Here is a 26,120-nt window from a genome sequence, read left to right as displayed (position 1 = left end):
CAAACTGTCGAGTGTCACCATCTCAAGTTCGGTTTGATGTGGGCTGGGTTTCTTAAGCATTCCCCATTGAATCAAAAGTCCCCGCCAATGGCGAGGACTTTGTCAGCAGTCTGTAAACGAATTTTCGTTTTTCGAATCATTCCGGAAAGGGGCGGTAACCATTACCGTCCCTTTTTTTATGTCTGTAAACCCGGCAATTCCGCGGCGCAAACCGACATGGACAAGGCGGTTATGTTCTATTGGCTCTTGCAAAACAGGGTAGCAGCCCTTTAATTTCCCCGACAGCGAGTACAAATCATTCTTACTTGCCCCATCGCTTTGCGACCATTTCAGGAGATTCAAGATGACTTCACTGCGCAACAAGGTCTTTGGCATTATGGGCGCGGTGGTCGGATTGACGGCATTTCAAGCGAATGCTGCCGAGGAGGTGAATGTATATTCGCTTCGCCAGCCTTTCCTGATTGAACCGATGTTCAAACAATTCACTCAGGAAACCGGCATCCGGGTCAATACGCTGTTTTCGCAAAGCGGTCTGGTCGAACGTATCAAACATGAAGGCCGCAACAGTCCGGCCGATCTTTTGCTGACGGTTGATATCGGGCGCATCCAGGATGCTGTTGATGCCGATATCGCAACACCGCTTCAAAGCGATGTGATCGATGCCAATATCCCCGAACAATTCCGTGATCAGGACCATCTGTGGGTTGGTCTGACCACTCGTGCACGTGTTCTTTATACGTCGCTTGATCGTGTGAAGCCCGACGCCATTTCGACATACGAAGAACTTGCCGATCCGGAATGGAAGGGGCGCATTTGTGTCCGTTCTGGAATGCATGTTTACAATATCGCACTGGTGGCCTCTATGATTGCCCATCATGGCGAGGAATATACAAAAAACTGGCTTCAGGGCCTGAAGGACAACCTTGCACGTAAACCGCAAGGGGCGGATATCGATCAGATTGAGGCCGTATCCCAAGGCGTTTGCGATCTGGCAATCGGCAATTCCTATTATTATGGCAAGATGCTTGATGATCCAAACAAAGCCGATGCTGCCAAGGATGTCCGGATTGTTTTCCCCAATCAGGGCGACCGCGGCACGCACGTGAATATTTCAGGTGTGGCCCTGGTCAAGAATGCGCCGAACAAGGAAAATGCGATCAAGCTGGTCGAATTCCTATCCGGGGACGAGGCGCAGCACATGTATGCAGACGTGAACTTTGAATATCCGGTCAAGCCAGGGGTGGCTTGGTCGGAAATGGTTCGTTCCTGGGGCACCTTCAAATCCGATACCCTGCCGCTTAACGAAGTTGCCAATAACCGTGGTGCGGCCATTCGTCTGATCGACGAAGTCGGCTTTAACGAATAGGGCGCAGCTCGCGTGAACAATTCCTGCCAGACCGAAGACGATCGCGATATCCGGCCTTCTGCCGTAACCGAGACGCTTGATCCGTTGCGCGAACGTTCGCTTGGAACCTCCATGCGCTGGCTGCCGCGCGGCCAATCAGGTCTTTGGCTGGCCGGGGCGTTTATTATCGCACTTCTTGTCGCAACACCGTTGATTGCGGTTGTTTATCTGGCGTTGTTCCCGACGGAAAACATCTGGCCGCATCTGGCATCCACCATGTTGCCGCGATACCTGAAAAATACCGGTATCCTGATGCTGGGTGTTGGTATTGGCGTGACGTTGATCGGTGTTTCGGCGGCATGGGTCGTAACCATGTGTCGCCTGCCGGGCAAACGGTTCTTTGAATGGGCGATGCTGCTTCCGATGGCAGTTCCGGCCTACATTGTTGCCTATGTCTACACCGATCTTCTGGAATATGCCGGTCCGTTGCAGCGTCTTCTACGCGAGATTTTCGGCTGGCAAACCGCGCGTGATTACTGGTTTCCTGATATCCGGACCAAGGGTGGTGCGATACTGGTGCTTAGCCTGACGCTGTATCCCTATGTTTACATGCTGGCCCGGGCTGCCTTTTTGGCACAGTCGGTCTGTGTTCTCGAAGCTGCACGTGTTCTCGGGCGTTCGGCCTGGAACTCGTTCGTAACGGTTGCCTTGCCTTTGGCGCGTCCGGCTATCGTGGTTGGTGTCGTCATTGCGCTGATGGAAACCTTGAATGATTTCGGGACCATCGATTTCTTTGCTGTCCATACCCTGACGGCCGGTATTTTTAATGTCTGGCTCGGTATGGGAAATGCCGGCGGAGCTGCCCAGATCGCGCTGACCATGCTGGCGGTAGTGATTGTCCTGATCGTCGCTGAACGTTATTCGCGCCGTCGCCAGCGTTTCCACGATACGACCAACCGCTTTCAGGAATTACCGGGTTATGAGCTTGGTCCGGTCGCCAAATTTTTTGCGCTGTCTGTCTGCATCCTGCCGATTGTGCTGGGTTTTGTGATCCCATCATTGGTGTTGGTCTATTATTCCGTTGGCTATTTTGATCAAAGCTGGACCGCCGATTTCTTTGAATTTGCTGGCAATAGTTTGTTGGTATCGGGTCTTGCAACCTTTGTTGCGGTTGGTTGTGCTGTGTTCCTTGGCTATGCCTTGCGTCTTTTCCCGCAACCTCTTTTGCAGTTCTGCATTCGCATGGCATCGGTTGGTTATGCCGTGCCCGGGGCGGTTCTGGCGATCGGGGTTCTGATCCCGTTTGCGCGGTTTGATAATGCGGTTGATGCCATGATGCGCGAAACGTTTGGCATATCTACCGGCCTGCTTCTGAGCGGGACGGTCTTTGCCATTGTTTTTGCCTATGCTGTGCGTTTTATGGCGGTTTCCTATGGCTCTATTGAGGCTGCACTTGGCAAGGTCCGACCAAGCATGGATGACGCGGCCCGCACATTGGGCGAAAGCCCTTGGGGAACATTGAAGCGCATTCATTTTCCGATGGTGCGTGGCGGCATTCTGGCAGCGGCGGTTCTCGTCTTTGTGGACGCGATGAAGGAACTCCCGGCGACGCTGATCCTTCGGCCGTTCAATTTCGAAACACTGGCGACGCATGTCTATCAGTTCGCCAAGGATGAAATGATCGAACAGGCAGCCCTTGGTGCATTGACCATCGTCATTGTCGGTGTTGTTCCGGTGATTATGTTAAGTCGGGCTATTTCCCGATCCCGCCCGGGGCATGATGGCGCATCGTCGCGCCATTGACGTTCCCGTTCCGGCGGATCACTATCGCCGCTATATGATCCCGTTAAGTTCGACAGGCTTCTGATGACCACGTCACAAAATAATCCTGCCAATTCAGATATTTGCCACCAACCGGGACTGACGCGGCTTGAAGATGCGCTGCGTATTGCATTTGACGAAGTCGCTGTTCGTGCACCGGTAATTGAGGCGCCTCTTACTGATTGTTATGGGGCGATCCTGCGCAAGGATATCGTTGCCAGGGTCGACGTCCCGTCTGCGGATAACTCGGCAATGGATGGATATGCATTCTATCATGCCGACTTGCAGGAATTTGTCGGTAAGGGGGATGTGCAAATCACTGTCGGCGGTGTGTCGCTGGCGGGGCATCCGTTTACGGGGAAAATCCCGCGCGGGCAGGCAATCCGTATTGCAACTGGGGCTGCCATTCCTGAGGGCGCAGATTGCATCATCATTCAGGAAAATGTCACGGCGAATGCCGATGAAACGCTTTTGACCGTTTCGCAGGATGTGGTCGCACAGACCCGCCAGCATCAACATATCCGTCGTCGCGGTGAAGATGTTGCGACTGGTGCGGTTATCCTGCCAGCCGGTAAACGCCTGCGCCCGCAGGATATCGCGGTTGCCGCCGGGCAGGGGTATCAGTCAGTGCCGGTGTCGAAGCCCTTGTCGGTTGCCGTTTTCTCGACCGGGGATGAACTGGCAAAGCCCGGAGATCCGCTGCCGCCCGGCGGCGTTTATGATTCTAACCGGTTTGCCATGATCGGCATGCTGCGCGCTTGCGGGTGCACGGTTACTGATCTTGGCCTTCTGGCTGATGATTTTGATGTGTTGAAAACCGCCTTAAAGGGGGCTGCGCAAACACATGATGTCATCATGACATCGGGTGGGGTATCTGTTGGTAAGGCGGATCTGTTGAAGCCTGTTGTCGATAGTCTTGGCGAAATTCAGGCATGGAAGCTGGCAATCAAACCCGGCAAACCTTTGATGCGCGGTCGTATTGGGGATTGTGTTATCATCGGCTTGCCGGGAAATCCGGTTTCGGTGATGGTTTCCGGGCTGCTTTATGCCATGCCGCTTCTTTCGCATATGATGGGGGCATCGGACGACGTTTGTGCGCCCCTGCGATTGCCGGCCATCGCAGGGTTTGACTTCAAACGTGGTACGGGGCGCCGCGAATGGCTGCGCGCCCGTCTGGTGCAGGATGACGATGGGCAATGGGTTGCCATGCCTTACCATTCGGCGAGTTCCGGCATGTTATCCTCGATGGTGTGGGCCGAAGGCCTGATCGAAATCGCCGAGGATTGCGGGCAGGTCAGAACGGGTGATCAGGTACTCTATCTGCCATTTGGTGGTTTGCAGGCATTTTAAAAACTGATCCAGATCATGGAATTTGCATCCTTTTCCGGTGATGTTTAACAAAACAACGGAACAGGGGTGGAATGCGGATGACTGTATCAGTGACTTTTTGCGGGGCTGCGGGTGGTGTTACCGGTTCATGTTATCTGCTGCGTACCGACGGTGGTGATATCATTGTCGATTGCGGCATGTTTCAGGGCAGCAAGACGGTTCGCGAACTGAACTATGGAGCTTTTCCGTTCAAGGCTGCGGATATTCGTAGCGTGCTTCTGACCCATGCGCATATTGATCATTCCGGGTTGCTTCCCAAACTGGTGAAGGCCGGTTTTAACGGGCCGATCTACGCGACCGAACCCACCTGCGATCTTCTGACCTACATGCTGCCTGATTCCGGCTATATTCAGGAAACCGAGGTCGAACGTCTTAATCGCCGCAATGTCCGGCGTGGCCGCCCGGAAGTCACCCCGATCTATACCCGCGAAGACGCGGAAAAGACTCTCAAACGGTTGCAGCCCGTTGACTATCATGAATGGCGTGAAGTTCTGCCGGGCTTACGGGCGCGCTACTGGGATGCCGGGCATCTTTTGGGATCCGCTTCGATAGAAATCGAAGTGGATGATGAGGCCCCGGACGGTGAGCCACGTACCCTGCGACTGCTGTTTTCTGGCGATATCGGCACGGGCGAGGCGGTTTTTAACGATGCGCCCGAAGGGCCGAAAAACATCGATTATCTGTTTGTTGAATCCACCTATGGTGATCGCAATCGCCCCGAAGTCAGCGATGCAGAGCGCCGCGAAATGCTGGCTGTCGAGGTTCGCCAAGCCATTCAGGCTGGCGGTAATCTTGTAATCCCGAGTTTCGCAGTGGCCCGTACACAGGAACTGCTTGTCGATCTGGCGACCCTGTTTAATCGTGGAAAACTTCCCAAGGCGGATGTTTTTGTCGATAGCCCGCTGGCCCAGCGCGCGACCGAGGTTTTTGCCAAACATCTCTCCCATGATGATGCACGTGCCCTGGCCCATCCCAATTTTCATATGGTGCCCGATGTTGAGGCAAGCATGCAGTTGGCACGGGTCAGAAGCGGCGCGATCATTTTGTCGGCAAGTGGCATGTGCGATGCCGGGCGCATTCGCTATCATTTGAAAAACAATCTGTGGCGGCCGGAATGCACGGTGCTGATGGTCGGTTTTCAGGCTGCCGGGTCGTTGGGGCGTGTGCTGCAGGGCGGGGCAAAGCATGTGCGCATTCATGGTGATGAGGTCGATGTGCACGCCCGGATCAGGACGCTTGATATCTATTCCGGACACGCCGATCAGGACATGCTGCTGCGCTGGACAAAGGAAAGGATGCCGATATCGCGGCGCATTTTCCTGACCCACGGCGAAGACGGGGCGCGCGCCGCTTTGCAACAGGCCATGATCAATCACGGGATCGAAGAAAGCAAAATCGCACTCCCGATGCTTGATGACACCGTGACGCTCAAACGCGGGCAGGCAAAACAGGCCGAATTCAAACCGCGCCTGCCTGTTGGCGAGATGTCCCGTGATGACTGGCACAACCGCTATGCCCATAGTGTTACAGAACTTTCTGAAAAACTTCGCGCACTCGACAGCAACGAAAAACGCGAAGCCCTGCTCGAAAAAGTCTTGCAAGATATCGCATCGGCATGAGAGCAATAGCCCGATGGCAGGTTGGAAATACCGTAAAATACGGAAATGCTTGCCAACGGGCGATATCGTGTCACCCTATATCGGGTTGAGAAGGTATCGAGGGACACTACGAGAGCGGGCGGATATATGTCGATCGTGGGGAATACCGGCTATCGTGTTCTGATCTATAGCCACGATACATTCGGCTTGGGCCATTTGCGCCGCTGCCGGACCATTGCGCATGCGCTTGTTTCGCGTCGGGACGATGTATCTGTGCTGATCCTTTCCGGATCGCCGATCATCGGCAGTTTCGAATTCCGTTCACGAGTCGATTTTGTGCGTATTCCGGGCGTGATCAAGCTCTCAAATGGTGAATACACATCGCTTAATCTGAATATCGACGTCGATCAGACACTGGCGATGCGTGAATCCATTATTCAGCATACCGCCGATGTGTTTAATCCCGATCTGTTCATCGTCGACAAGGAACCGCTTGGCTTGCGCGGTGAAGTTGAATCGACACTTCAGATGTTGCGCCACCGTCGCACGCGCCTTGTCATGGGCTTGCGCGACGTGATGGATGACCCGGTCAATCTGCGTGAAGAATGGGATCGCAAAAAATGCGTTCCGGCTCTGGCCGACCTTTACGACGAAATCTGGGTCTATGGCCTCAAAGACATTTGCAATCCGCTTGAAGGCATTGATCTGCCGCCGGGTGTCGAAGAAAAAATGACCTATACCGGTTATCTGCCACGTACCGCGACGCGCAAACCGACCCCGGAACATGGTGCGCTTGGTCTTGAGGAACCCTATTATCTCGTCACGACCGGTGGTGGCGGGGACGGGGTTAATCTGGTTGATTGGGTGATCAGTGCCTATGAGGCCGATCCTGATATTCCTGTTCCTTCGCTTGTCGTGTTAGGGCCGTTCATGGCACCAAATGACCAGCAGGCGTTCATGGAACGCGCGGAAAAGATCGACAAGCTTTCGGTCATTACCTTCGATGCCAATGTCGAAATGCTGATGGATCGGTCTGCCGGTGTGATCGCAATGGGTGGATACAACACGTTTTGTGAAATCCTGTCCTTTGACAAACCGGCAATCATCGTGCCGCGCACCGTGCCGCGGCTTGAACAATATGTTCGCGCGTCGGCTGCCGAAAAACTTGGTTTGGTCAAAATGCTGACCGAAGATGGCGGGCGTCCGCCGATGCAGATGGCCGAAGCCCTTCGCGGTCTGATTGATCAGCCAAAGCCGTCACATGTAACCGTGCCAAACCTGATGGGTGGCCTTGATAGTGTTGGCGATCAGGTTGAACGCTGGCTGCCGCCGCAGCTCGCTGCCGAGTAAGATTTTCCGGGATAATAACAGATGACATGCGACAAGCTTGCAATCGTGGTGAAAGGATATCCACGATTGTCGGAAACCTTTATTGCCCAGGAAATCCTCGGTATTCAGCAGGCAGGTATTCCTTATCGTATTGTATCACTGCGTCATCCCACCGATAAAAAACGCCACCCAGTCCACGAAAGGATCACGGCTGAAATCGATTACCTGCCGGAATATGTCTATCAGGAACCGATGCGCGTGTTTCGCGGCTGGCTAAAGGCCCGCAAAATGCCGGGATATCGTCGGGCAAGAAATATCTGGTGGCAGGACTATCGCCGGGATCGCACGCCGAACCGCGCCCGTCGTTTTGCGCAAGCATTGGTAATGGCGGCGGAGCTGCCGGACGATATCACGCGCATCTACGCCCATTTCCTGCATACCCCGGCATCGGTTGCGCGATATACAGCGATGATGCGCGGTCTTCCGTGGTGTTGTTCTGCACATGCCAAGGATATCTACACCAGCGAAGATTGGGACATGCGTGAAAAGCTGGCCGATATGGATTGGCTGGTGACCTGCACGAAGGCCAATGTCGACCATCTGCAAAAGCTGGCCGATGATCCGGCCAAGGTGAATTTGCTTTATCACGGTCTTGATTTTTCCCGTTTCCCCGAAGATTTTCCGGACCGGATGCCCCGTGACGGCCGGGATCCCGAACATCCGGTAACGATTCTGTCGGTTGGTCGGCTGGTCGGGAAAAAGGGTTATGACGATCTTCTGCGTGCACTTGCCGATTTACCCAAGGATCTGCATTGGCGGTTTGTCCATATTGGTGGTGGCAATGGCGATAAATACAAATCGCTCGCGACCGATCTTGGAATTTCAGATCATTGTGACTGGCAGGGGCCGCGTGACCAGAAAGAAGTGATTGCGGGCTGTCAGTCCGCCGATCTGTTCGTTCTGGCAAGCCGGGTGGAACAGGATGGTGATCGTGACGGATTGCCAAACGTCCTGATGGAAGCACAGCTTTGCGGTCTGGCGGCGGTTTCAACGGCAATTTCAGCCATTCCGGAACTGATTACCGATGGCCTTAACGGCAAACTTGTTCCCGAACGTGATCCCAAATCATTGTCCTTGGCAATGGCGGACCTGATTGTCGATCCGGCGTTGCGCGATCAGATGGGGCGCAAGGGCAACGAAATCGTTCGACGGGATTTCTCGTTCTATACCGGCATGAAGGAACTGGCACATCGCTTTGGTGTTGATGCACTGGTAGCCGGAACTGCCGCACAACAACCGGCAGCGGAGTAGGGGACGGCAAGCGTGCAGATCGCCTTTTATGCACCGTTAAAGCCGATTGATCATCCGATACCATCCGGGGATCGCCTGATGGCGCGCCTTCTGTGTGAGGCACTAGCGCAAGCCGGACATAAAGTTGATATCGCATCGCGCCTGCGCAGCCGGGTTGGCGATGGCAATATCCTGCGTCAGGCGCAAATCGCCGAACTGGCGTCAAAGCTTGTCGCGAGGCTATTACGGCAATATCAGAACGGCAAACGCCCCGATATCTGGTTTACCTACCATCTTTATTACAAGGCCCCGGACTGGATTGGTCCGGTGATCGCTAAAGCTCTGGATATCCCTTATGTCGTAGCCGAGGCATCCTTTGCCCCTAAACGTGCAAACGGCCCCTGGGCGCAAAGCCACGCAGCCGTTGAACATGCCCTGCGATGTGCCAGTGCGGTATTCTCCCTAAATCAGGCGGATATGGAATGTCTGGCGCCGATATGTGCTCAGGACCGGTTGCATTATCTGCCACCCTTTACCCATACCGAAAACTGGCATGCTGCTGATCGTGGCCAAATTGATCTGGATAAATCGGTTCAGTTGGTAACAACCGCCATGATGCGACCGGGCGACAAGCTGAAATCTTACGAATTGCTGGCAAACGCACTTGGCTGGCTCAATGCGCGGAATGTGACGAACTGGCATCTGACGGTGATCGGCGATGGTCCCGCACGCGCGGATGTCGAGGCAGCCTTTGAACGCCACGCAATCAAATACGATCAACTTGATTTCGCCGGTCTTTGCGATGCCGATCATACGCGCATTCTTTTGGCGCGGTCTGACATGTTTGTATGGCCGGCGATCAACGAGGCCTATGGTATGGCAATACTTGAAGCACAGGCGGCAGCATTACCTGTTCTGGCAGGCGACTGTGGCGGTGTTTCGGGCATTGTAGCGGATGGCAAAACCGGATGGCTGGTGCCGGTTGGGGATGTTGATGCCTTTGCCGACAAACTTGCCGAATGCTTGGCGTCGGATCGGTACAGCATATTGCGCGATATCGGGCAGTCGGCCACGCGAAAAGCTGAACAGATGCACACCGTCACCGCCGCCGCCCAAAAGCTTGATACTGTCCTGGGTGGCGTGATGGAAAGTCACATGAAACGGAAACAGGGATGAGAAACTTTCATTTTGCCCTGTTGCGACACGGGATTACCGCGTGGAACACGGAAAAACGTATCCAGGGCCAAAGCGATATATCGTTGCTTCCCGAAACCATTGATGAGTATGGCCGCCTGCAATTACCGGAAAAATGGCGCAAAGTTCCTTGGCGTGTCAGTCCGCTGATCCGGACCATTCAAACAGCCGATAGCCTTTCGATTGAGGGTATTTCACCTGACGAACATTGGATTGAAATGAACTGGGGGGATTGGGAAGGTAAAAAACTTTCCGACTTGCGCCGCCAACTCGGCCCTCGAATGCAGGAAAATGAAGACCGTGGTTGGGATTTCCGCCCGGAAGGCGGCGAAAGCCCGCGTGAAGTTCTTTCCCGGGTCGAAGCCGCCTTGGCCGGGCATCGTGACGGTGATTTTGGCGTCGTAACCCACAAGGGTGTTATTCGTGCGGTCTATGCCGCGGCAAGTGGCTGGGACATGATGGGAAAAATCCCTGACAGGCTTGATCGGAAAAGCATTCATGTCTTTTCATGGTCTTCGGATGACGGGCTTGGCGTCGTTGATCTTAATTGCCGTCTGCTTGAACGGGGCGGAACAACCTCATGACTGACATCCTGATATATGTTCAGCATTTGCTTGGTATCGGTCATGTGCGCCGCATCGCCCTGATCAATGCGGAACTTAAAAAGCTCGGCATCAAGACAACCGTTGTCACCGGTGGCATTCCCGATGCCGCACTGGATTTCGGAAGCGATAATGTGATCCAGCTGCCGCCTTGCCGAACCGCAGATAGCGGTTTTTCCGGATTGGTCGACGCGGCGGGAAATCCGGTCAATGAGGCATGGAAGCAGGCGCGAAAAAAGGCATTACTTGATGCGTTCAAATCCGTGGCACCCAAGCTTTTGATGATCGAAATGTTCCCGTTTGGCCGCCGGGCCTTCCGGTTCGAATTACTGCCGCTGCTGGAACGGGCTGGGCAGGCGGGGATTCCCCGTATCTGTTCCGTTCGTGACCTTCTGGTTCGCAAAGCAGACCCGTCAAAAGAAGTCTGGATGCGCGATATTGCGCGTAGTCATTTTGACCACGTGCTGGTTCACGGTGATCCGATGCTTTTTGGTTTCGGGCGTAGCTTCCCGTTTGCCAGCGATATTGCTGATATGATCGAATATACTGGTTATGTTGCGCCCAAAGCTGAGTTCGTCGGCGGCGAACGACAAGGTGTTCTTGTTTCTGCTGGCGGTGGTGCGGTCGGGGCTGCGCTGATTGAAGCTGCAATTACTGCGCGTCCGCTTTCAAGTCGGTTTGCCGATCAGCAATGGGATATTGTCACAGGGCCGCATTTCCCAACCAACACATTCCATCGCCTTGCGCAAAACCTGCCGACCGGGGTCACGTTGCATCGCTTTTTGCCTGATTTCCGCGAACGGATGGCACATGCCTGTGTTTCCGTTTCGCAGGCAGGCTATAATACCTTGATGGATGTTCTGGCGACGGGGACCGCGTCGGTAATGGTTCCATTCGCCGATGGCGGTGAAGGCGAACAAAGTGAGCGCGCTGCTATTTTAGCGGGAAAGAAAGTGCTGTCGTTGCTTGATCCCGATGATTTAAGTCCACAATCCTTGGCAAATCAAATAGATCGGGCGAAAAATCCTGTTAAATTAGATATATCTCTGGACGGGGCAGGGATAACTGCGGCTAAACTCGCAGAAAGAATAAGAGGGAAGGCATGAGTAGCTGGGATCAACTTCGCGCAGAGCTGGATCTGTGGCAGTCCGAAGAACGGATTGCTACGATGTGGTGGCGCGACGATGACGCAGTTGCCGTTACATCGGCACTTGAAACAATGCTTGCCTTCGAACAGGATTATCGCGTTCCCTTGGCCCTTGCGGTGATTCCGGCTGATCTTGAACATGATCTGGTGCTGCGTCTGGCAGAAACACTTGATACCCGTGTTTTCCAGCATGGCTGGTCCCATACCAATCATATGCCTGCTGGCCGAAAAAAGCAGGAACTTGACGATGTTCGCGATATTGGTGCGGTCGTTGCCGATATCCGCCGCGGCTTTGATATCCTGTCATCCCAGTTTGGCAATCGTTTCCTGCCGGTGATGGTGCCACCATGGAACCGCATTGCCGATGACGTCATGCGGGCTTTGCCATCGCTTGGCCTGCGCGGCATCAGCACGTTTAATGCGAGACCGGATGCATATCCCGTTTCCGGCCTTCTGATGGTCAATACCCATGTTGATGTTATTGACTGGCGCGGTACCCGTGGCTTTGCGGGCGAAGACCAATGCATTACGGCGATGATTTCGCATTTGTCGGCCCGCCGAACCGGGCTGGTTGACGCCGCCGAGCCCACAGGGCTTCTGACGCATCATCTGGTTCATGACGACGCCACAACACGATTTCTTGAAAACCTGTTTTCGTTTGAGCACGCAGCGCTCAAATGGTTGCGAATTCCCGGAGTTTTCCCATGGCAATAAGCCCTATCGAAGAAACCGGCGGTATCGAAACAGTCGATCCGGTCAAGCCTGCCGGTGTGCGTGATCGTGATGTTCAGATCATGGGATATCCGCCGCGGCTTATGGCACCTGATATGGCGAAATCGGTTGCCGGATTGCTGATTTGCGGTGTCATTGCCCTGATTCCCGAAATGCTGCCGATTATTCAGTGGACGGCAGCCGGGCTGGCGCTTTTGTTCATTCTTTATTTTGCCCGCACATTAATGCGGTTTCAGTCAAAGATTTATGTTTCGGAATATGGTATCCGGATCAGCAACTTGCGCGGCGGGACGGCATTTGCGTGGTCGGAACTTTCCAAATTCCGTTTGCGTTATTTCTCTACCCGTCGCGATGGCAGGAAGGGCTGGTTTGAACTGACCCTCCAGGCCGGGGATGCGAAAATCGTCACAGAATCAACGTTGGACGGTTTTGATGATCTGCTTGAAATTGCGCGGGATTGGGCCAAAGATAACCAGTTACTGGTCGACGATATAACAAGAACCAATCTGATGCGTATGGACGAGGCCGAAACAATGGTCCAGGCAGCCGCATCAAGTCGGGCAGGCGGCTTTGGCGAGGGAAGATGACCGATATTCTGCGTATCCGCGATTTGAAAGTCGAATTCGTTTTGCCGCATATGCGGGTCAAGGCGGTCGAAAATGTCAGTTTTCGCATTGGTGCGCAGGAAACCGTCGCCCTTGTCGGAGAATCCGGTTCTGGCAAAACCACCATTTCACAGGCGATCATGGGGTTGTTGCCCAAATCGGCACAGATCACCAACGGATCAATTGTTTTTGCCGATCCGAAAAAGCCGGGAACCCGTGTTGATATTGCGATGCTGGATCGCTCGGGTGCTGAAATGCGGTCCATTCGCGGTGGCCGTATTTCCATGATTTTTCAGGAGCCGATGAGCTCCCTGTCACCTCTTCATACCATCGGTGATCAGATTTGCGAGGCAGTGCGCCTCCATCGCAAGGTCGGCTCCAGCGAGGCCAAAGAGCTTGCCAGTGACATGCTGGGACTTGTCGGTTTTCCCAATCCAAAAAGATCCTTGAAGACATATCCGTTCGAGCTTTCCGGTGGTTTGCGCCAACGTGCGATGATTGCCATGGCAATGGTTTGCCGGCCGGCACTGCTGGTTGCGGACGAACCGACAACGGCACTTGATGTGACGATACAGGCCCAGACACTTCGTCTGATCAAGGATATGCAGGCCGAATTGCAAATGTCCGTACTGCTGATCACCCATGATCTTGGGGTGGTGGCCAACATGGCGGACCGCATGGTCGTGGTTTATGATGGCCGTGTTGTCGAAAGCGGTCTGACCCATGATGTGTTCGTCAATCCCGGTCACCTCTATACACAGTCGTTGCTGGCTGCGGTTCCGCATTTCGATATGGGACCTGACGAACGTTTGCGTCCCCTGCGTGAAATCAAGCCGAAGGTCGATAGTCTACTGACTTTCTGCGGCGACAAAGACACATCTGAGCAAGGCGGGGATGTTCCACCGTCGCTGGCATTGCATCCGGCAATGGCAAGCGAGCCGGTTCTGGCTGTGCGCCACCTTTACAAAAGTTTTGCGGTGCGCAAAGGCAACTGGCTAAAGACCGAGGAACAAGAAATTGCCGCTGTAGCGGATGTGTCTCTGACGGTTAATCGCGGAGAATGTGTCGGTCTGGTCGGCGAAAGTGGATGTGGCAAAACCACGCTTTCCAAACTGATCATGCGGGCGATGGCACCCGATAGCGGATCGATCCTGTTCCGGGGGGAAAGCGGTCAGATGACCGAATTGACCGGCCTGAACGAAGATCAGCTCAACCCGTATCGGAAACGTATCCAGTTCGTTTTCCAGGACCCGTTCGGGTCCCTTAATCCACGGATGACCGTGCAGGACATTATTACCGAACCGTTGATTATTCATGGTATCGGTGATGCATCCTACCGTAAGAAAATGGTGCTGGAACTGATGGAACTGGTCGGGCTTGATCCCCGGTTCCTGAACCGGTATCCGCACAGCTTTTCGGGCGGCCAGCGCCAGCGTATCGGCATTGCACGCGCGCTGACGCTTAAACCCGACCTTCTGATTTTTGATGAACCGACATCGGCACTTGATGTATCGGTTCAGGCGCAAATTTTAAACCTTCTCAAAGATTTGCAGCGTGAACTTAAACTGACATACCTGTTTATTTCGCACAATCTGGCGGTGGTTGACTATATTGCGGACCGGATTGCTGTGATGTGTGCGGGGCGTATTGTTGAATCCGCACCACGCGAACAATTGTTCAGAAATCCGGTCCATCCCTATACTCAGGCATTGCTTAACGCCGTACCCTTTGCCGATCTGGATCATCTTCTGGATTTCACCAAGATTGTCGACGGCAAGGCTTCCGACCCGCGCCGCTGGCCTGCACCCTTTACCATTGATGCCCAATCTGATCCGCGCATGGTGCAGTTTGCCGAGGATCACTTTGTTCGTGCCGCACGTGCCGATTATCAGGAGATGGCCATATGAAGCCGACTATCGTTCCTGCGTTTTCTGCGGGTTGGTTTAACAAATCGCGCATGGCGTTCGTATGTGTGGGGTTCTCGGCGGCGATGTTTGCGGGGATGATATCGGCGGTCGACCCGGCAAAGGCTGAAATCCCGTATTTCGAGGATGCCGTATCAAAGGGGGAACTTCCCCCGATGGCGGCACGTCTGCCTGAACATCCCAAAGTCATCGACTTCACTGCCGAGAATAAGGAAATCGGCAAATATGGCGGTGATCTGGTGACCATCATGGGCCGTTCGCGCGATATTCGCATGGCGGTGGTTTATGGCTATGCCCGACTGATCGGATATGACGAAAACCTGAACCTGCAACCCGATATTCTCGAAAGCCTTGATGTCAACGATACAGGTAATGTATTCACCTTGCATCTTCGCAAAGGCCATAAATGGTCAGATGGTGAACCCTTTACCGCCGAGGATTTCCGCTATTTCTGGGAAGACATCGTCAATAACGATGAACTCTTTCCGGTCGGTCCGCCGCGTTTCCTGTTTGTTGGCGATGAACCGGCAACATTCGAGATTCTCGACGAATATACCGTTCGTTACAGTTGGTCCAAACCCAACCCGTTTTTCGTAACGGAACTGGCTGCAACCCGGCCGCCCTTCATTTATCGGCCTGCACATTATCTGAAACAGTTTCACGCGAAATATCGCGATGCGGCCGAGCTGGATGCTATTGTCAAAGAACGGGGCTTACGCAGCTGGGCGGTGCTTCATACAGATAAGGACCGTCCTTACCGGCTTGAAAATGTCGAACGTCCATCGCTGGAACCATGGCTGATCAGGACCGAAGAGCCGTCTGATCGCTTCATCTTTGAACGTAACCCGTACTATCATCGCGTTGATCCCGACGGGAATCAGCTGCCTTATATTGATCGGATGATCTTCAATATTTCGAATGCCAAACTGGTTCCGGCCAAGGTCGGCGCGGGCGAGGTTGATCTGCAAAGCCGTATTCTGTCCTTGCAGGATTACACCTTCCTCAAACAGTCAGAGCCGCAGCAAAACTTCAAGGTAAACCTTTGGGATGTCGGTTACGGTGCCTATGCGGCACTTTATCCGAACCTGACCTGTTCTGATCCGGTTTGGCGGAAATTATTGCGCGATGTGAAATTCCGCCGGGCATTGTCGCTTGCCATCAACCGAACCGAAATCAACCGGGTGATGTTCTTTGGTCTGGCGGCACCGACCAACAATACGGTCCTTCCCAAAAGCCCGCTTTTCAAACAGGAATACCGCGACAGCTATATTGAGTTCGATGTCAAGAAGGCCAATGCGCTGCTTGATGAAATGGGCCTGACCAAGCGCAATGGCGATGGCATTCGTTTGATGCCCGATGGTCGACCGCTTGAAATCATTGTCGAAACCATGGGCGAAAACCCCGAACATGACGACATGCTTGAACTGATCGGGGATAGCTGGAAACAGATTGGTGTAAAGCTGTTCGTCAAGGGATTGCAGCGCGAAGTTCTGCGCAATCGGGCCTATAGCGGCGAAACCATCATGTCGATCTTTAATGGTGTCGATAGCGGCCTTGCAACGCCGGGTACAGTTCCGGCGGAATTCGTTCCGATCCAGCAGGACAGCCTGCAATGGCCGAAATGGGGACAGTATTTCCAGACCAATGGCGAGGCGGGCGAAGCACCGGATATGCCCGCGGCCAAGGAACTCATGGACCTTTATGGTAAATGGGCCAATGGCAATGACGCGGCCCGAAAGGACGCATGGCAGCGTATTCTCGATATCAACGCGGAAAACATGTTCTCGATCGGTCTGATCGGTAATGTGCCGCAGCCGGTCGTGGTTCGCAACGATCTGCGCAACGTGCCGGAAAAGGGCATACATAGCTGGGAACCAGGTGCATTCTTTGGCATTTACCGTCCCGATACATTCTGGTGGGACCGTTGATCGCAATGATCTGAAAACGAACGCATCATTCCGGACAGGGAAACCGGAGCCGATGCGACAGGGGGAGCTTAACCGCCGATGCTGACTTTCTTGGCAAGACGGCTTTTTGTCATGATGCCCACGCTGTTTTTCATCAGCGTGCTGGTGTTTATTATCATTCAATTGCCGCCGGGCGACTTCCTGTCCACCTATCTGAATGAATTGCAGGCGCAGGGCGAGGCGGTCGATCCTGCCAAAATTGCTTTCCTCAAACAGCAATACGGTCTCGATCAACCGCTCTGGCAGCAATATTTCGATTGGGCGTGGGGGCTGTTACACGGCGATCTTGGTTTCTCGTTTGAATATAACCTGCCGGTTACCGAGGTGGTTGGGGATCGTCTGTGGTTGTCGGTCGTTCTGAATTTCAGCACGGTTCTGTTCATCTATGTCGTCAGCTTCCCAATCGGGATTTATTCTGCAACCCGCCAATATAGCTGGGGCGACTACGGATTTACCTTGCTCGGTTTCCTCGGCCTTGCCATGCCGAACTTTCTGTTTGCGTTGATCCTGCTTTATTACGCCAATGTTGTGTTTGGGACTTCCATCGGCGGTCTGATGGACCCGGAATTCATCAATCAGGGTTGGTCTTTTGCCAAGATCATGTCGGTTGCCGAACATCTTTGGGCGCCGGTGCTGGTGATCGGGACATCCGGGACCGCGTCGATGATCCGGCGCCTGCGTGCCAATCTTCTTGATGAACTTGGCAAACAATATGTTGTCACGGCCCATGCCAAGGGCTTGTCGCCAACGCGCGTTTTGTTCAAATACCCGCTGCGCATGGCTTTGAATCCGTTTATCGCCGATATTGGCAATATCCTGCCTCAGGTCGTATCGGGTTCTGTTTTGGTATCTGTTGTGATGTCGCTGCCAACAACCGGGCCGATGTTGCTTGCCGCCCTACAAAGTCAGGACATGTATCTGGCCGGATCGTTCCTGATGTTTCTGGCATTGCTGACGGTGATCGGCATGTTTGTGTCCGATCTGCTTCTTGCATGGCTTGATCCCCGAATTCGTCTGCAAGGAGGGGTATCGCAATGAGCCGCAGCGACGATAAACGTAACGAGCATTTCGTTGATACCGCGCCCTTCGATCCCTGGGATCGTGAGGAACTGACACCCGCGCAGGAAAAATACTATCTCGCATCGCAGTGGAAGCTGATCTGGTGGCGGCTTAAACGCCATCGGCTGGCGTATGTTTCGCTGATCATTCTGGCGATCATGTATGCATCCGTTTTCATTGTCGAAATCCTGGCACCGTATGCACAGGAAACCCGGAATTCCGAATACATCCATCATCAACCGCAAGCGATCCACCTGTTTCACGACGGGAAATTTGTCGGGCCGTTTACCTATGGCACCGATTTCTCGATTGACATGGAAACGCTGAAACCGATCTATACGCCAAGCGACAGCCGCGTTGAAAAAATCCGCTTCTTCTGTTCCGGCGATCCCTATGAATTCTGGGGCCTGTTCGAGGCCGATTTTCATGTCATGTGCCCGGCCGAGGACGGAACCCTGTTCTTGTTGGGTACGGATCGTCTGGGACGCGACATGTTGTCGCGCATGATTTACGGCGCGCGTGTGTCGCTGACCATCGGTTTGGTCGGTATCGCCGTAAGCTTCATTCTGGGCATCCTGATCGGCGGGGCGGCGGGATATTACGGCGGCTGGGTCGATGCAAGCGCGCAGCGCCTGATCGAAGTCATCCGCTCGATGCCGGAAATTCCGTTATGGATGGCACTTTCAGCAGCATTGCCGGTGACCTGGAGCCCGGTTTTGATCTATTTCGGGATCACGATCATTCTGGGCTTGATCGACTGGACGGGGCTTGCCCGCGCGGTACGTTCGAAACTTCTGGCACTGCGTGAAGAAGACTATGCCCTTGCCGCCCGTCTGATGGGGGCCAAGCCAAAACGCATCATTGCCCGTCATCTGCTGCCAAACTTTGCCAGTCACCTGATCGCGTCGGTAACCCTCTCGATCCCGAACATGATCCTTGGCGAAACCGCGCTCAGTTTCCTTGGTCTTGGCCTCCGGGCACCTGTCACCAGTTGGGGCGTGCTGTTAAACGAGGCCCAGAACATCAACGCCGTTGCTGTCTATCCATGGCTGATGTTGCCGGTGGTACCGGTGGTGATCGTTGTTCTGGCGTTCAACTTCCTTGGCGATGGCCTGCGCGATGCGGCCGATCCCTACAAGAATTAATCTCATGGTAACCTGCGATATCCCGCGAATTGAGACAGAACGCCTAATCCTTCGACCAATGAGGATGGAGGACTGGCCGGCTTATGAAACAATGCTTGGTTCCTCGCGCTCCGTTCACATGGGCGGCCCATTCGATACAATAGGTGCCTGGGGTATGTTCTGTAATGACGCAGCGCAGTGGTGTTTGCTGAGGCATGGTGCATTGATGATCGATGTGAAGTCCATCGGTGTTTGCGTCGGGCAGGTCGGAATAAATTATGGCCCGCTGTTCCCCGAACATGAACTCGGCTGGCTTCTTTATCCCGATGCCGAAGGAAAAGGTTTCGCTCGTGAAGCAGCAATTGCGATGCGTAAATGGGCCTTTGATGTCCGAGGATTAACAACCCTAGTTAGTTACATCGATCCCGATAATGTGCGTTCGATAAGGCTTGCAGAACGGTTGGGAGCGACGCTGGATAGGGATGCTCGGGGATATCATTCGGGTGACTTGGTTTATCGCCACCCGAAATAACAGATTCTGCGGGGCCTTTTGCATTATTGCGCGGTAGCCTTTGATCGCAGTTGGGCCATCGAGGGCACCATCGCAATCACCGAAAGTGCGAGCCCGAAACCGCAAACCGCAGGCCAACCGCCCAGTCCCCATGCATAGGTCGCCCCGGCTGAGCCGAATGAACCGCCAAGGAACATACCGGTCATATAAACGGTGTTGATCCGGCCGCGGGCCTCTGGCAGCAGGCCAAAGATCACATGCTGGTTGGAAATCATCGCACTTTGCACGCCGAAATCCAAAATGATCACCCCGACGATCAACCCTGCAAGAGCTGTCCAAAGCCCGAATGCCAGCCACGAAATCACGCAAATGATGACACCGGCGGCAATGACGCGCGCAGGACCATATCGGTCTGCCAACCGGCCCGAAAGGGGGGCTGCCAGAACGCCAATCGCGCCCAAAACCCCAAATAGCCCGGCGATATCGGCCCCCAGCTGATAATCGGGTTCCTGAAGATGCAGGGCCAATATGGTCCAGAAGGCCGAAAATGATCCGAACAGGGCGGCTTGCGTCAATGTAGCCCGGCGAAGGGCAGGCAGCTGTTTACACAGGAACAGCACGGATAAAAGCGCCTCGCCATAGCCGATGGAGGTCCGCGCCTTGTCCTTTGGCAACATCACGGCCATCACGATGGCGGCTAGAACGGCCAACGGGGCGGCAAGCCAGAACATCTCGCGCCAGCCAAGATGGGTCGACACAAACCCCGCCAGTGTCCGGCTCAGAAGAATACCGCACAGCAAACCCGCCATGACCGTGCCAATGGTTTTTCCGCGGTTTTCGGGAGGGGTCAGTGCTGTTGCATAGGGAATGATTTGCTGGGCCACCGTCGAACAGGCACCAAGCAATATTGAAGAAATAAACAGAATATAATCCGTTGGTGCCGATCCTTCGATTACAAGAACCAGTGCCAGCAACAGGAACAGGATAACAATCAGTTTGCGTCGGTCAAACAGATCGCCAAGCGGGACGAGTAAAAACAGACCAACTGCATATCCCAACTGCGTTGCGGTCGGGATCAGGGCCGCAGTGCCGCTTTGATTGAACTCGGCCATAATGATGCCAAGCATCGGTTGATTATAATAAATATTGGCAACTGCAAGACCGGCAGCAACCGCCATGACAAAGGCCAGTCCCCGGCCAAGACCCGGAGCATCTGTTCGCGACATCGATTTAATCCTGATTAACCGTGGTTCGGGTGGAAAGACGTTTTCCCGGCAGGCTTGCGGGGCTTTTGCCCCGTCATTTCCGTCAATACGGTTTGAATGGATCCTGATCCTGTTTGAACTACTTTTTACGCAACCACAAGCTGGTTTCATGTGCCCCATCAGGCAGATGAATGCCATTGGCGATGGAGTTTGCAATAATGTTATTCAGGCGTGTACTGGCATAGGCACTCGACCACAGGATTTCAAACCCGTTACCTGCCAGCAACGCTGCAACACCCTGCTGTTCATTGTATCCGCGCCATTGCCAGATTTCCGGATAATCATCGGGCAGGGTGATGTCATGGATATGAATGATCGCCCCACTGGGCAATGCCGGTATGACCGTTGAAAACAGCAGATCAACATCCGTGCCCGGCATCAGGATATGGCTTGAATCAATCGAAAGAATATCCGCACCCGACAATGTCTTGAACACAGCCGGATCGGCCTTTTGCACGATGCCGCGTTCTATCGTGATCGGCAGGGCTGCAATATCGGCACGCGGGGCCGGATCAATTGCGTGAAAGATGGTGTCGAGTTCACCATCAAGAATGGCGCGATAGTAAAACCGTGTTGAATGGCCCGATCCAATTTCAATAATCCGTTCCGGGCGAAATTCACGCGTCAGGACATAGGCCATCATCCCGTCTAGTCGCGGGAACCAGCTTTGTTGCCAACGTGGATCGGGTGGGGTGGCATTGCCGAAACTGGCAAATGCGTCCTGATATTTGTTGGCCTTGGTCAGCCACGCCTTCATGGTCGGTGCCGCGTGATCCATCATGGCCTCGATTGCCGGATAATGCGGTCGGCCAACGGTACTGGCCGTTTCGGCGGCATAGCGATACGGAATGAAATAACCGGCTGGCGACGCCGTCAAAAGCGTCCTAAGCCCCAGTTTCAAACGGCGCCATTTCCGTGAAAGCGGAAGATTGCTCATCAGATTTCCCCCAGGCATGTCCCGGTCATTCACAAAACGTGTTGTCTTCGCCGCGCCAACGCTTGATTAGCCAAAGCGCAAAGAAGAACGCAACAATCGAAAGTCCGCTCATGGCGTAATAGGCATGCGACCCGAAATGATCATAAAGCGGTCCCGATGCCCAGATCGCACTGCCAAGAAAAACACCCATGGATAATGTCGCCATCAGGCTTTGAGCCGATGTTGCCAGCTGGGTCGGTACCGCGCGTGCAATAAAGCTGACAGCCGCCAGATGGGTAATGCCAAATGTCATGGCGTGCAAGGGTTGCACAAGAACAATCAGCCAGAAATTATCGGTCATGCCTAGAAAAGCCCAGCGCAGCACGCCTGACGCCGCTCCGATGGCAAACAAAATCCCCGGATGCCGACCGCGCACATATTTCCCGGCAAAGGCAAACAGGGCAATTTCGGCAATCACCCCGATGGACCAGAACGCCCCGATCACATCATGGGGATAGCCGACATTTTCCCAATGGACAGACGCAAAGCTATAATAGGTGCCGTGCGACCCTTGCGCAAAACCGATGCAGCCGAGATAAATCAGGAAAACGGGTTTGCGCAGCAGATAAATGATCGACGAACCGGACCGCAACGGACGGTCGGTTTGTGGATCGGGCATGCGAGTGACGATGGCAAAATTTACAATCCCGGCAATAAACAGCATCCAGACAATCCAGGCCGTAGATGTGCCGTCAAGAACCCATCCCGCGCCATAGGATGCCGCGATAAAGGCAAGCGATCCCCAAAGCCGAACCCGGCCGTAGTCAAGTTCCTTGGCCTTGCATTCATGAACCGTAATCGTTGTACCCAGTGGCAATAACGGTGCAAAGCTAAAGCCGATGATCACGGATAATCCGGCCAGCCACCAGAAATTGCTCGATACCGGAAAGGTAAGAACCGTAACGACATAAATCCCCGCCAGCCACAACATCGGTGTCTTACGATTGCCGGTGCGATCTGCGCGCTGCGCAATCAATGGGTCGGCAAAAACCCGAACCCAGTTGGGCAGGGACAGCAAAATACCGATCTCGCCCGCCGATAATCCCTGACTTTTCAACCAGACCGGCCAATAGGGCAGAAACACACCCTGAATAAGGAAAAGCCCCACGAAAAACAGCGCAAGCACGGTTGCGGTTTTCATACGCGGGTCGTCAAATGACGGAAGGACGTGCTTGTTGATCATGCCGTGATTTGCCGCCGTTTAAGACCACGCACGATGAACCGTGCGGGATGGATCGCATCCATCAGGGACTTTTCGAGCGGCAGGGGCATATTGCAAATCTCGCTGGCAATTATTTCGGCGGCAAGAGGGGCTGCGATCAGCCCACGCGCGCCAAATCCGGTACAGATATACATGTCTTTGTGGTAAGGCGCATCGATATATCGCGCCGCCTTTTTCCCTTTGTCTATATCGTGATAGGCCGAAAGATAGGCATCGTAATCCGGTGCTGGACCGATCATCGGCAGGTGATCCGGGGTTGTGGTCCGCAATGCCGCCCGACCGTCAAGTTTTATCGCTTCCAGCCTATCGGCAAGCTCGGGCAGGACGCGGCCCAACTGTCGGCGGTTATGGGCATGGTCAGTTTCGCGCAGGTCCGTCTGATCATCATTGCGATCAAATGTCGCACCAAAAACATGGACACCCGCACGCGCCGGTGTCAGGTAACCCTTGTGACTGAGCACGCAGCGAATTTTGGCATCGCCGTAGCATTCGCGCAATGCGCTGTCGTCAAAGTAACTGATCTGCCCGCGTACCGGGCGCAGATAGTCTGAAAGCCATGCGGTTTGATCAAGCCCCGTTGTTTCGGTCGCACCGGCAATGATCACGGCATCAAAGGGGCCAAATTCCTGCCCCTCAACCGAATGCAGGACCTTGTCTGTACCATCTTCGGAAATTGCAGCAATCGGTGTGTTGATGTGGCACTCGATCCCGCTGGCAAGACAGGTCACCAGCGATGGTGGATTGACCCAGCCAGCACCAGGATAAAACAAGCCGCCATGGGGCAGCGGCAACCCAAAGGCGCTACTCGCAGCTTCACGGTCCAGAATATGAACCAGATCGGGGCTGTCCGGCAGGCGCTGCATCATGCCTGCCTGACGCTCTTCGTCGCGCTGGCTGGAAATCAGATCCAATACGCCGCAAAAATCGGCTTCGATCTTGCCCGCCACGGACAAGCTGCGCACCAGTCGTTGGCTGTATCGAAAGCCCGCTTCGTAAAAGCGTCCTGTTATGGCGTTATCAGCGGTGAAATAGGGTTCAAGCATCCCGATGGGATTGCCAGATGCCGCATTCGCCAAGCGTTCGGATTTTTCAAAAAGCGTAACCGCACATCTGCGATTTTGAAGCGCCCGTGCACAGGCAGCCCCGGCCATGCCGCCGCCAATGATCGCGACACGTTTGTTATCCGTCATTTTTGGCAATACAAACCAAGGGTTTTCGTCCATTCCTTTGCCGCGATCTGCGTTTTCATCGGTCCCTTTCGGGGCAAGGCGGGCCGTGATCATATCGCGCTTATAGGCATATCCCTTGCGCTTGGCGACTTCAAACCCGGCCTGTTCCAGCCCGTCACGCACGATGCGTGCTGCACTGAATGTCGCAAGGGTGGCACCATCACGGCTTGATACCGCGGCAAGGGCGGTGAACAATTCCGGTCGCCACATATCGGGATTGCGCGACGGGGCAAAACCGTCAAGGAACCAGCAATCGACCATTCCGTGATAATCTCGATAGCAGTCAATCGCATCCCCGATCAGGAGTGTCAGCGTGACCGAACCATCGCCCAGATCAAACCGGTGCACACCGGGCAACATCGTTCCGGTTGGCCATTGTGTGACCAGTTGGTCAGAAATTTCGGCCAATTCCGGCCAGTTCTGATGCGCGCGCGCCATCGCATCACGCGTCAGCGGGAATTTCTCGACCGATACGAAATGAAGCCGTTTGGACCGCGCCGGGTCCTTTTGCCAGCAATCCCACGCGGCAAGGAAATTTAATCCCGTGCCAAAGCCGGTTTCACCAATCGTGAAATTCTCGCGGTTTTGCCATGCCTCGGGCAGGTTATTGCCCGCAACAAACACATATTGCGTTTCGGCCAATCCGTTTTTTGGATTGTAATAGATATCACCAAATTGCGGGGAAAAGGGGACGTTGCCTTCCCGCCATGTAATGCCGCCGGTTTGTCTCGCGGCTTCGGGCGATTGTTCATCTGCGCTCATGCAGACAATGCCTCGGCATCTTCTTTGGAAACCAGTGCCAGTGCCTCGCGCACCGTATCAACACCCGCGCCCTTGCGATGGGCATTTTCGCTTAAATACCGGCGCCATTGTTTGGCTCCGCGCATCTGCTGAAACAGGCCAAGCATATGCCGCGTCACATGGCCAAGCGTCCCGTTGTTCGATTTCAGATGTTCGTCGATATAGGGCAACATCGCCTCTGCCACCTGATGACGGCTTAAGGGCTTTGTATCATCGCCATAAAAACGCCGATCCACATCCGAAAGCACATAGGGGTTCTGATAGGCTTCCCGCCCGATCATCACGCCGTCCACCTGTTTCAGATGTTCTTCGGTTTCATCCAGTGTCTTGATGCCGCCATTGATCAGGATTTCAAGTTCCGGCAATTCCTGTTTCAACTGGTAAACCAGATCATATTTAAGCGGCGGGACTTCGCGGTTTTCCTTGGGGCTAAGCCCGTTCAGCCATGCCTTGCGGGCATGCACGATGAAAGTTCTGCACCCGGCATCCGCCACGGTTTCCACAAACCGTTTAAGCGACGGGTAATCTTCCTGATCGTCGATACCGATGCGGTTTTTAACCGTTACCGGTGCGTCACTGGTGCCAATCATCGCTTTGACGCAATTTGCCACGACATCGGGGGTCGCCATCAGACAAGCACCAAATGCCCCGTTCTGTACGCGATCCGACGGACAACCGCAATTCAGGTTGATCTCGTCATAGGCATAATCATTGGCAATCTCGCAGGCACGCGCCAGATCATCGGGGTTGCTGCCGCCCAGTTGCAGGGCAACGGGATGCTCTGCCGTGTTATAGCGCAAATGCCAGGCCGCCCCACCATGGATGATCGCACCCGTGGTAACCATTTCGGTATAAAGCAGCGCATGCCGACTGATCTGCCGCAAGAAATAGCGATCATGCCGATCTGTCCAATCCATCATCGGGGCGACGGAAATACGCCGATTGACAGTCATACCGAGTTGTTCCTGAACCTGAGCACGTGAATGGGG

At 54.2% G+C, this 26,120-nt stretch carries 21 protein-coding genes; 16 read left to right on the top strand and 5 right to left on the bottom strand.

Annotated elements, in window-relative coordinates:
* The first annotated feature begins 343 nt into the window (after positions 1-343).
* The 16 genes from BC440_RS11465 (at position 344) to BC440_RS11390 (ending at position 19,659) form a co-directional block, all read left to right on the top strand.
* Positions 344-1,366, top strand: a complete 1,023-nt coding sequence (locus BC440_RS11465) for a Fe(3+) ABC transporter substrate-binding protein (RefSeq protein WP_139192115.1) — start codon at positions 344-346, stop codon at positions 1,364-1,366.
* A gap of 12 nt (positions 1,367-1,378) precedes the next feature.
* Entirely contained in the window at positions 1,379-3,148 is a 1,770-nt protein-coding gene (locus tag BC440_RS11460; RefSeq protein WP_071240198.1) for an iron ABC transporter permease, read from the top strand.
* Between the two features lie 63 nt (positions 3,149-3,211).
* The gene (glp, locus tag BC440_RS11455) at positions 3,212-4,516 is read left to right on the top strand and encodes a gephyrin-like molybdotransferase Glp (protein WP_083379352.1); all 1,305 of its coding nucleotides are present in this window, start codon (positions 3,212-3,214) and stop codon (positions 4,514-4,516) included.
* A gap of 77 nt (positions 4,517-4,593) precedes the next feature.
* Entirely contained in the window at positions 4,594-6,174 is a 1,581-nt protein-coding gene (locus tag BC440_RS11450; RefSeq protein WP_071240233.1) for an MBL fold metallo-hydrolase, read from the top strand.
* A gap of 126 nt (positions 6,175-6,300) precedes the next feature.
* Positions 6,301-7,503 (top strand): glycosyltransferase, encoded by a 1,203-nt coding sequence (locus tag BC440_RS11445; RefSeq protein ID WP_062959718.1) that lies wholly within the window; start codon positions 6,301-6,303, stop codon positions 7,501-7,503.
* 21 nt (positions 7,504-7,524) lie between these two features.
* On the top strand, positions 7,525-8,793 hold the full coding sequence (locus BC440_RS11440; RefSeq protein ID WP_071240197.1) for a glycosyltransferase family 4 protein: 1,269 nt from the start codon (positions 7,525-7,527) through the stop codon (positions 8,791-8,793).
* 12 nt (positions 8,794-8,805) lie between these two features.
* Positions 8,806-9,948, top strand: coding sequence for a glycosyltransferase family 4 protein (locus BC440_RS11435; protein WP_071240196.1), 1,143 nt, complete (start codon positions 8,806-8,808; stop codon positions 9,946-9,948).
* Positions 9,945-10,550 carry a histidine phosphatase family protein gene (locus BC440_RS11430; protein ID WP_071240195.1) on the top strand — a complete coding sequence of 202 codons (606 nt, stop codon included), beginning with the start codon at positions 9,945-9,947 and terminating at the stop codon, positions 10,548-10,550. Before BC440_RS11435 ends, BC440_RS11430 begins: the two co-directional genes overlap by 4 nt.
* Positions 10,547-11,674 carry a glycosyltransferase gene (locus BC440_RS11425; protein ID WP_071240194.1) on the top strand — a complete coding sequence of 376 codons (1,128 nt, stop codon included), beginning with the start codon at positions 10,547-10,549 and terminating at the stop codon, positions 11,672-11,674. The genes BC440_RS11430 and BC440_RS11425 overlap by 4 nt, the downstream gene beginning before the upstream one ends.
* On the top strand, positions 11,671-12,429 hold the full coding sequence (locus BC440_RS11420; protein WP_071240193.1) for a polysaccharide deacetylase family protein: 759 nt from the start codon (positions 11,671-11,673) through the stop codon (positions 12,427-12,429). The genes BC440_RS11425 and BC440_RS11420 overlap by 4 nt, the downstream gene beginning before the upstream one ends.
* Positions 12,420-13,034, top strand: a complete 615-nt coding sequence (locus BC440_RS11415; protein ID WP_071240192.1) for a hypothetical protein — start codon at positions 12,420-12,422, stop codon at positions 13,032-13,034. The genes BC440_RS11420 and BC440_RS11415 overlap by 10 nt, the downstream gene beginning before the upstream one ends.
* A complete protein-coding gene (locus BC440_RS11410) occupies positions 13,031-14,959 on the top strand; it encodes an ABC transporter ATP-binding protein (protein ID WP_071240191.1) in 1,929 nt (642 codons plus the stop codon). The genes BC440_RS11415 and BC440_RS11410 overlap by 4 nt, the downstream gene beginning before the upstream one ends.
* Complete coding sequence (locus BC440_RS11405) at positions 14,956-16,905, top strand: ABC transporter substrate-binding protein (RefSeq protein WP_083379351.1); 1,950 nt, start codon at positions 14,956-14,958, stop codon at positions 16,903-16,905. Before BC440_RS11410 ends, BC440_RS11405 begins: the two co-directional genes overlap by 4 nt.
* Positions 16,906-16,983: 78 nt before the next feature.
* Positions 16,984-17,982 carry an ABC transporter permease gene (locus tag BC440_RS11400; RefSeq protein WP_007089931.1) on the top strand — a complete coding sequence of 333 codons (999 nt, stop codon included), beginning with the start codon at positions 16,984-16,986 and terminating at the stop codon, positions 17,980-17,982.
* Positions 17,979-19,148, top strand: a complete 1,170-nt coding sequence (locus tag BC440_RS11395) for an ABC transporter permease (RefSeq protein WP_007089930.1) — start codon at positions 17,979-17,981, stop codon at positions 19,146-19,148. The genes BC440_RS11400 and BC440_RS11395 overlap by 4 nt, the downstream gene beginning before the upstream one ends.
* Positions 19,111-19,659 (top strand): GNAT family N-acetyltransferase, encoded by a 549-nt coding sequence (locus BC440_RS11390; RefSeq protein ID WP_348769615.1) that lies wholly within the window; start codon positions 19,111-19,113, stop codon positions 19,657-19,659. Before BC440_RS11395 ends, BC440_RS11390 begins: the two co-directional genes overlap by 38 nt.
* 23 nt (positions 19,660-19,682) lie before the next feature.
* Here BC440_RS11390 and BC440_RS11385 read toward each other — a convergent pair whose 3' ends face one another.
* The 5 genes from BC440_RS11385 to dusA form a co-directional block, all read right to left on the bottom strand.
* The gene (locus BC440_RS11385) at positions 19,683-20,864 is read right to left on the bottom strand and encodes an MFS transporter (protein ID WP_071240189.1); all 1,182 of its coding nucleotides are present in this window, start codon (positions 20,862-20,864) and stop codon (positions 19,683-19,685) included.
* A gap of 118 nt (positions 20,865-20,982) precedes the next feature.
* The gene (locus tag BC440_RS11380; protein ID WP_071240188.1) at positions 20,983-21,840 is read right to left on the bottom strand and encodes a class I SAM-dependent methyltransferase; all 858 of its coding nucleotides are present in this window, start codon (positions 21,838-21,840) and stop codon (positions 20,983-20,985) included.
* A 25-nt stretch (positions 21,841-21,865) separates the two neighbouring features.
* Positions 21,866-23,062, bottom strand: a complete 1,197-nt coding sequence (locus tag BC440_RS11375; RefSeq protein WP_071240187.1) for a 3-phenylpropionate MFS transporter — start codon at positions 23,060-23,062, stop codon at positions 21,866-21,868.
* On the bottom strand, positions 23,059-25,092 hold the full coding sequence (gene mnmC / locus BC440_RS11370) for a bifunctional tRNA (5-methylaminomethyl-2-thiouridine)(34)-methyltransferase MnmD/FAD-dependent 5-carboxymethylaminomethyl-2-thiouridine(34) oxidoreductase MnmC (protein WP_071240186.1): 2,034 nt from the start codon (positions 25,090-25,092) through the stop codon (positions 23,059-23,061). The genes BC440_RS11375 and mnmC overlap by 4 nt, the downstream gene beginning before the upstream one ends.
* On the bottom strand, positions 25,089-26,084 hold the full coding sequence (gene dusA / locus BC440_RS11365) for a tRNA dihydrouridine(20/20a) synthase DusA (RefSeq protein WP_071240185.1): 996 nt from the start codon (positions 26,082-26,084) through the stop codon (positions 25,089-25,091). Before dusA ends, mnmC begins: the two co-directional genes overlap by 4 nt.
* Positions 26,085-26,120: the final 36 nt, after the last annotated feature.

This window comes from Thalassospira sp. MIT1004, from assembly GCF_001858545.1.
Lineage (GTDB): Bacteria > Pseudomonadota > Alphaproteobacteria > Rhodospirillales > Thalassospiraceae > Thalassospira > Thalassospira xiamenensis.
The sequence above is the reverse complement of the archived record's forward strand: the minus strand, read 5'-3'. Positions and strand labels throughout refer to the sequence as shown.

Excerpts from the sequence above, each read along its gene's own strand:
- BC440_RS11385 (WP_071240189.1), bottom strand. The coding sequence starts at position 20,864 with ATGTCGCGAACAGATGCTCCGGGTCTTGGCCGGGGACTGGCCTTTGTC.
- BC440_RS11445 (WP_062959718.1), top strand. The coding sequence starts at position 6,301 with ATGTCGATCGTGGGGAATACCGGCTATCGTGTTCTGATCTATAGCCAC.
- glp (WP_083379352.1), top strand. The coding sequence starts at position 3,212 with ATGACCACGTCACAAAATAATCCTGCCAATTCAGATATTTGCCACCAA.
- BC440_RS11465 (WP_139192115.1), top strand. The coding sequence starts at position 344 with ATGACTTCACTGCGCAACAAGGTCTTTGGCATTATGGGCGCGGTGGTC.
- BC440_RS11440 (WP_071240197.1), top strand. The coding sequence starts at position 7,525 with ATGACATGCGACAAGCTTGCAATCGTGGTGAAAGGATATCCACGATTG.
- dusA (WP_071240185.1), bottom strand. The coding sequence starts at position 26,084 with ATGACTGTCAATCGGCGTATTTCCGTCGCCCCGATGATGGATTGGACA.
- BC440_RS11430 (WP_071240195.1), top strand. The coding sequence starts at position 9,945 with ATGAGAAACTTTCATTTTGCCCTGTTGCGACACGGGATTACCGCGTGG.
- BC440_RS11395 (WP_007089930.1), top strand. The coding sequence starts at position 17,979 with ATGAGCCGCAGCGACGATAAACGTAACGAGCATTTCGTTGATACCGCG.
- BC440_RS11380 (WP_071240188.1), bottom strand. The coding sequence starts at position 21,840 with ATGAGCAATCTTCCGCTTTCACGGAAATGGCGCCGTTTGAAACTGGGG.
- BC440_RS11450 (WP_071240233.1), top strand. The coding sequence starts at position 4,594 with ATGACTGTATCAGTGACTTTTTGCGGGGCTGCGGGTGGTGTTACCGGT.
- BC440_RS11400 (WP_007089931.1), top strand. The coding sequence starts at position 16,984 with ATGCTGACTTTCTTGGCAAGACGGCTTTTTGTCATGATGCCCACGCTG.
- BC440_RS11425 (WP_071240194.1), top strand. The coding sequence starts at position 10,547 with ATGACTGACATCCTGATATATGTTCAGCATTTGCTTGGTATCGGTCAT.
- mnmC (WP_071240186.1), bottom strand. The coding sequence starts at position 25,092 with ATGAGCGCAGATGAACAATCGCCCGAAGCCGCGAGACAAACCGGCGGC.
- BC440_RS11405 (WP_083379351.1), top strand. The coding sequence starts at position 14,956 with ATGAAGCCGACTATCGTTCCTGCGTTTTCTGCGGGTTGGTTTAACAAA.
- BC440_RS11420 (WP_071240193.1), top strand. The coding sequence starts at position 11,671 with ATGAGTAGCTGGGATCAACTTCGCGCAGAGCTGGATCTGTGGCAGTCC.
- BC440_RS11390 (WP_348769615.1), top strand. The coding sequence starts at position 19,111 with ATGGCCTGCGCGATGCGGCCGATCCCTACAAGAATTAATCTCATGGTA.
- BC440_RS11415 (WP_071240192.1), top strand. The coding sequence starts at position 12,420 with ATGGCAATAAGCCCTATCGAAGAAACCGGCGGTATCGAAACAGTCGAT.
- BC440_RS11375 (WP_071240187.1), bottom strand. The coding sequence starts at position 23,062 with ATGATCAACAAGCACGTCCTTCCGTCATTTGACGACCCGCGTATGAAA.
- BC440_RS11410 (WP_071240191.1), top strand. The coding sequence starts at position 13,031 with ATGACCGATATTCTGCGTATCCGCGATTTGAAAGTCGAATTCGTTTTG.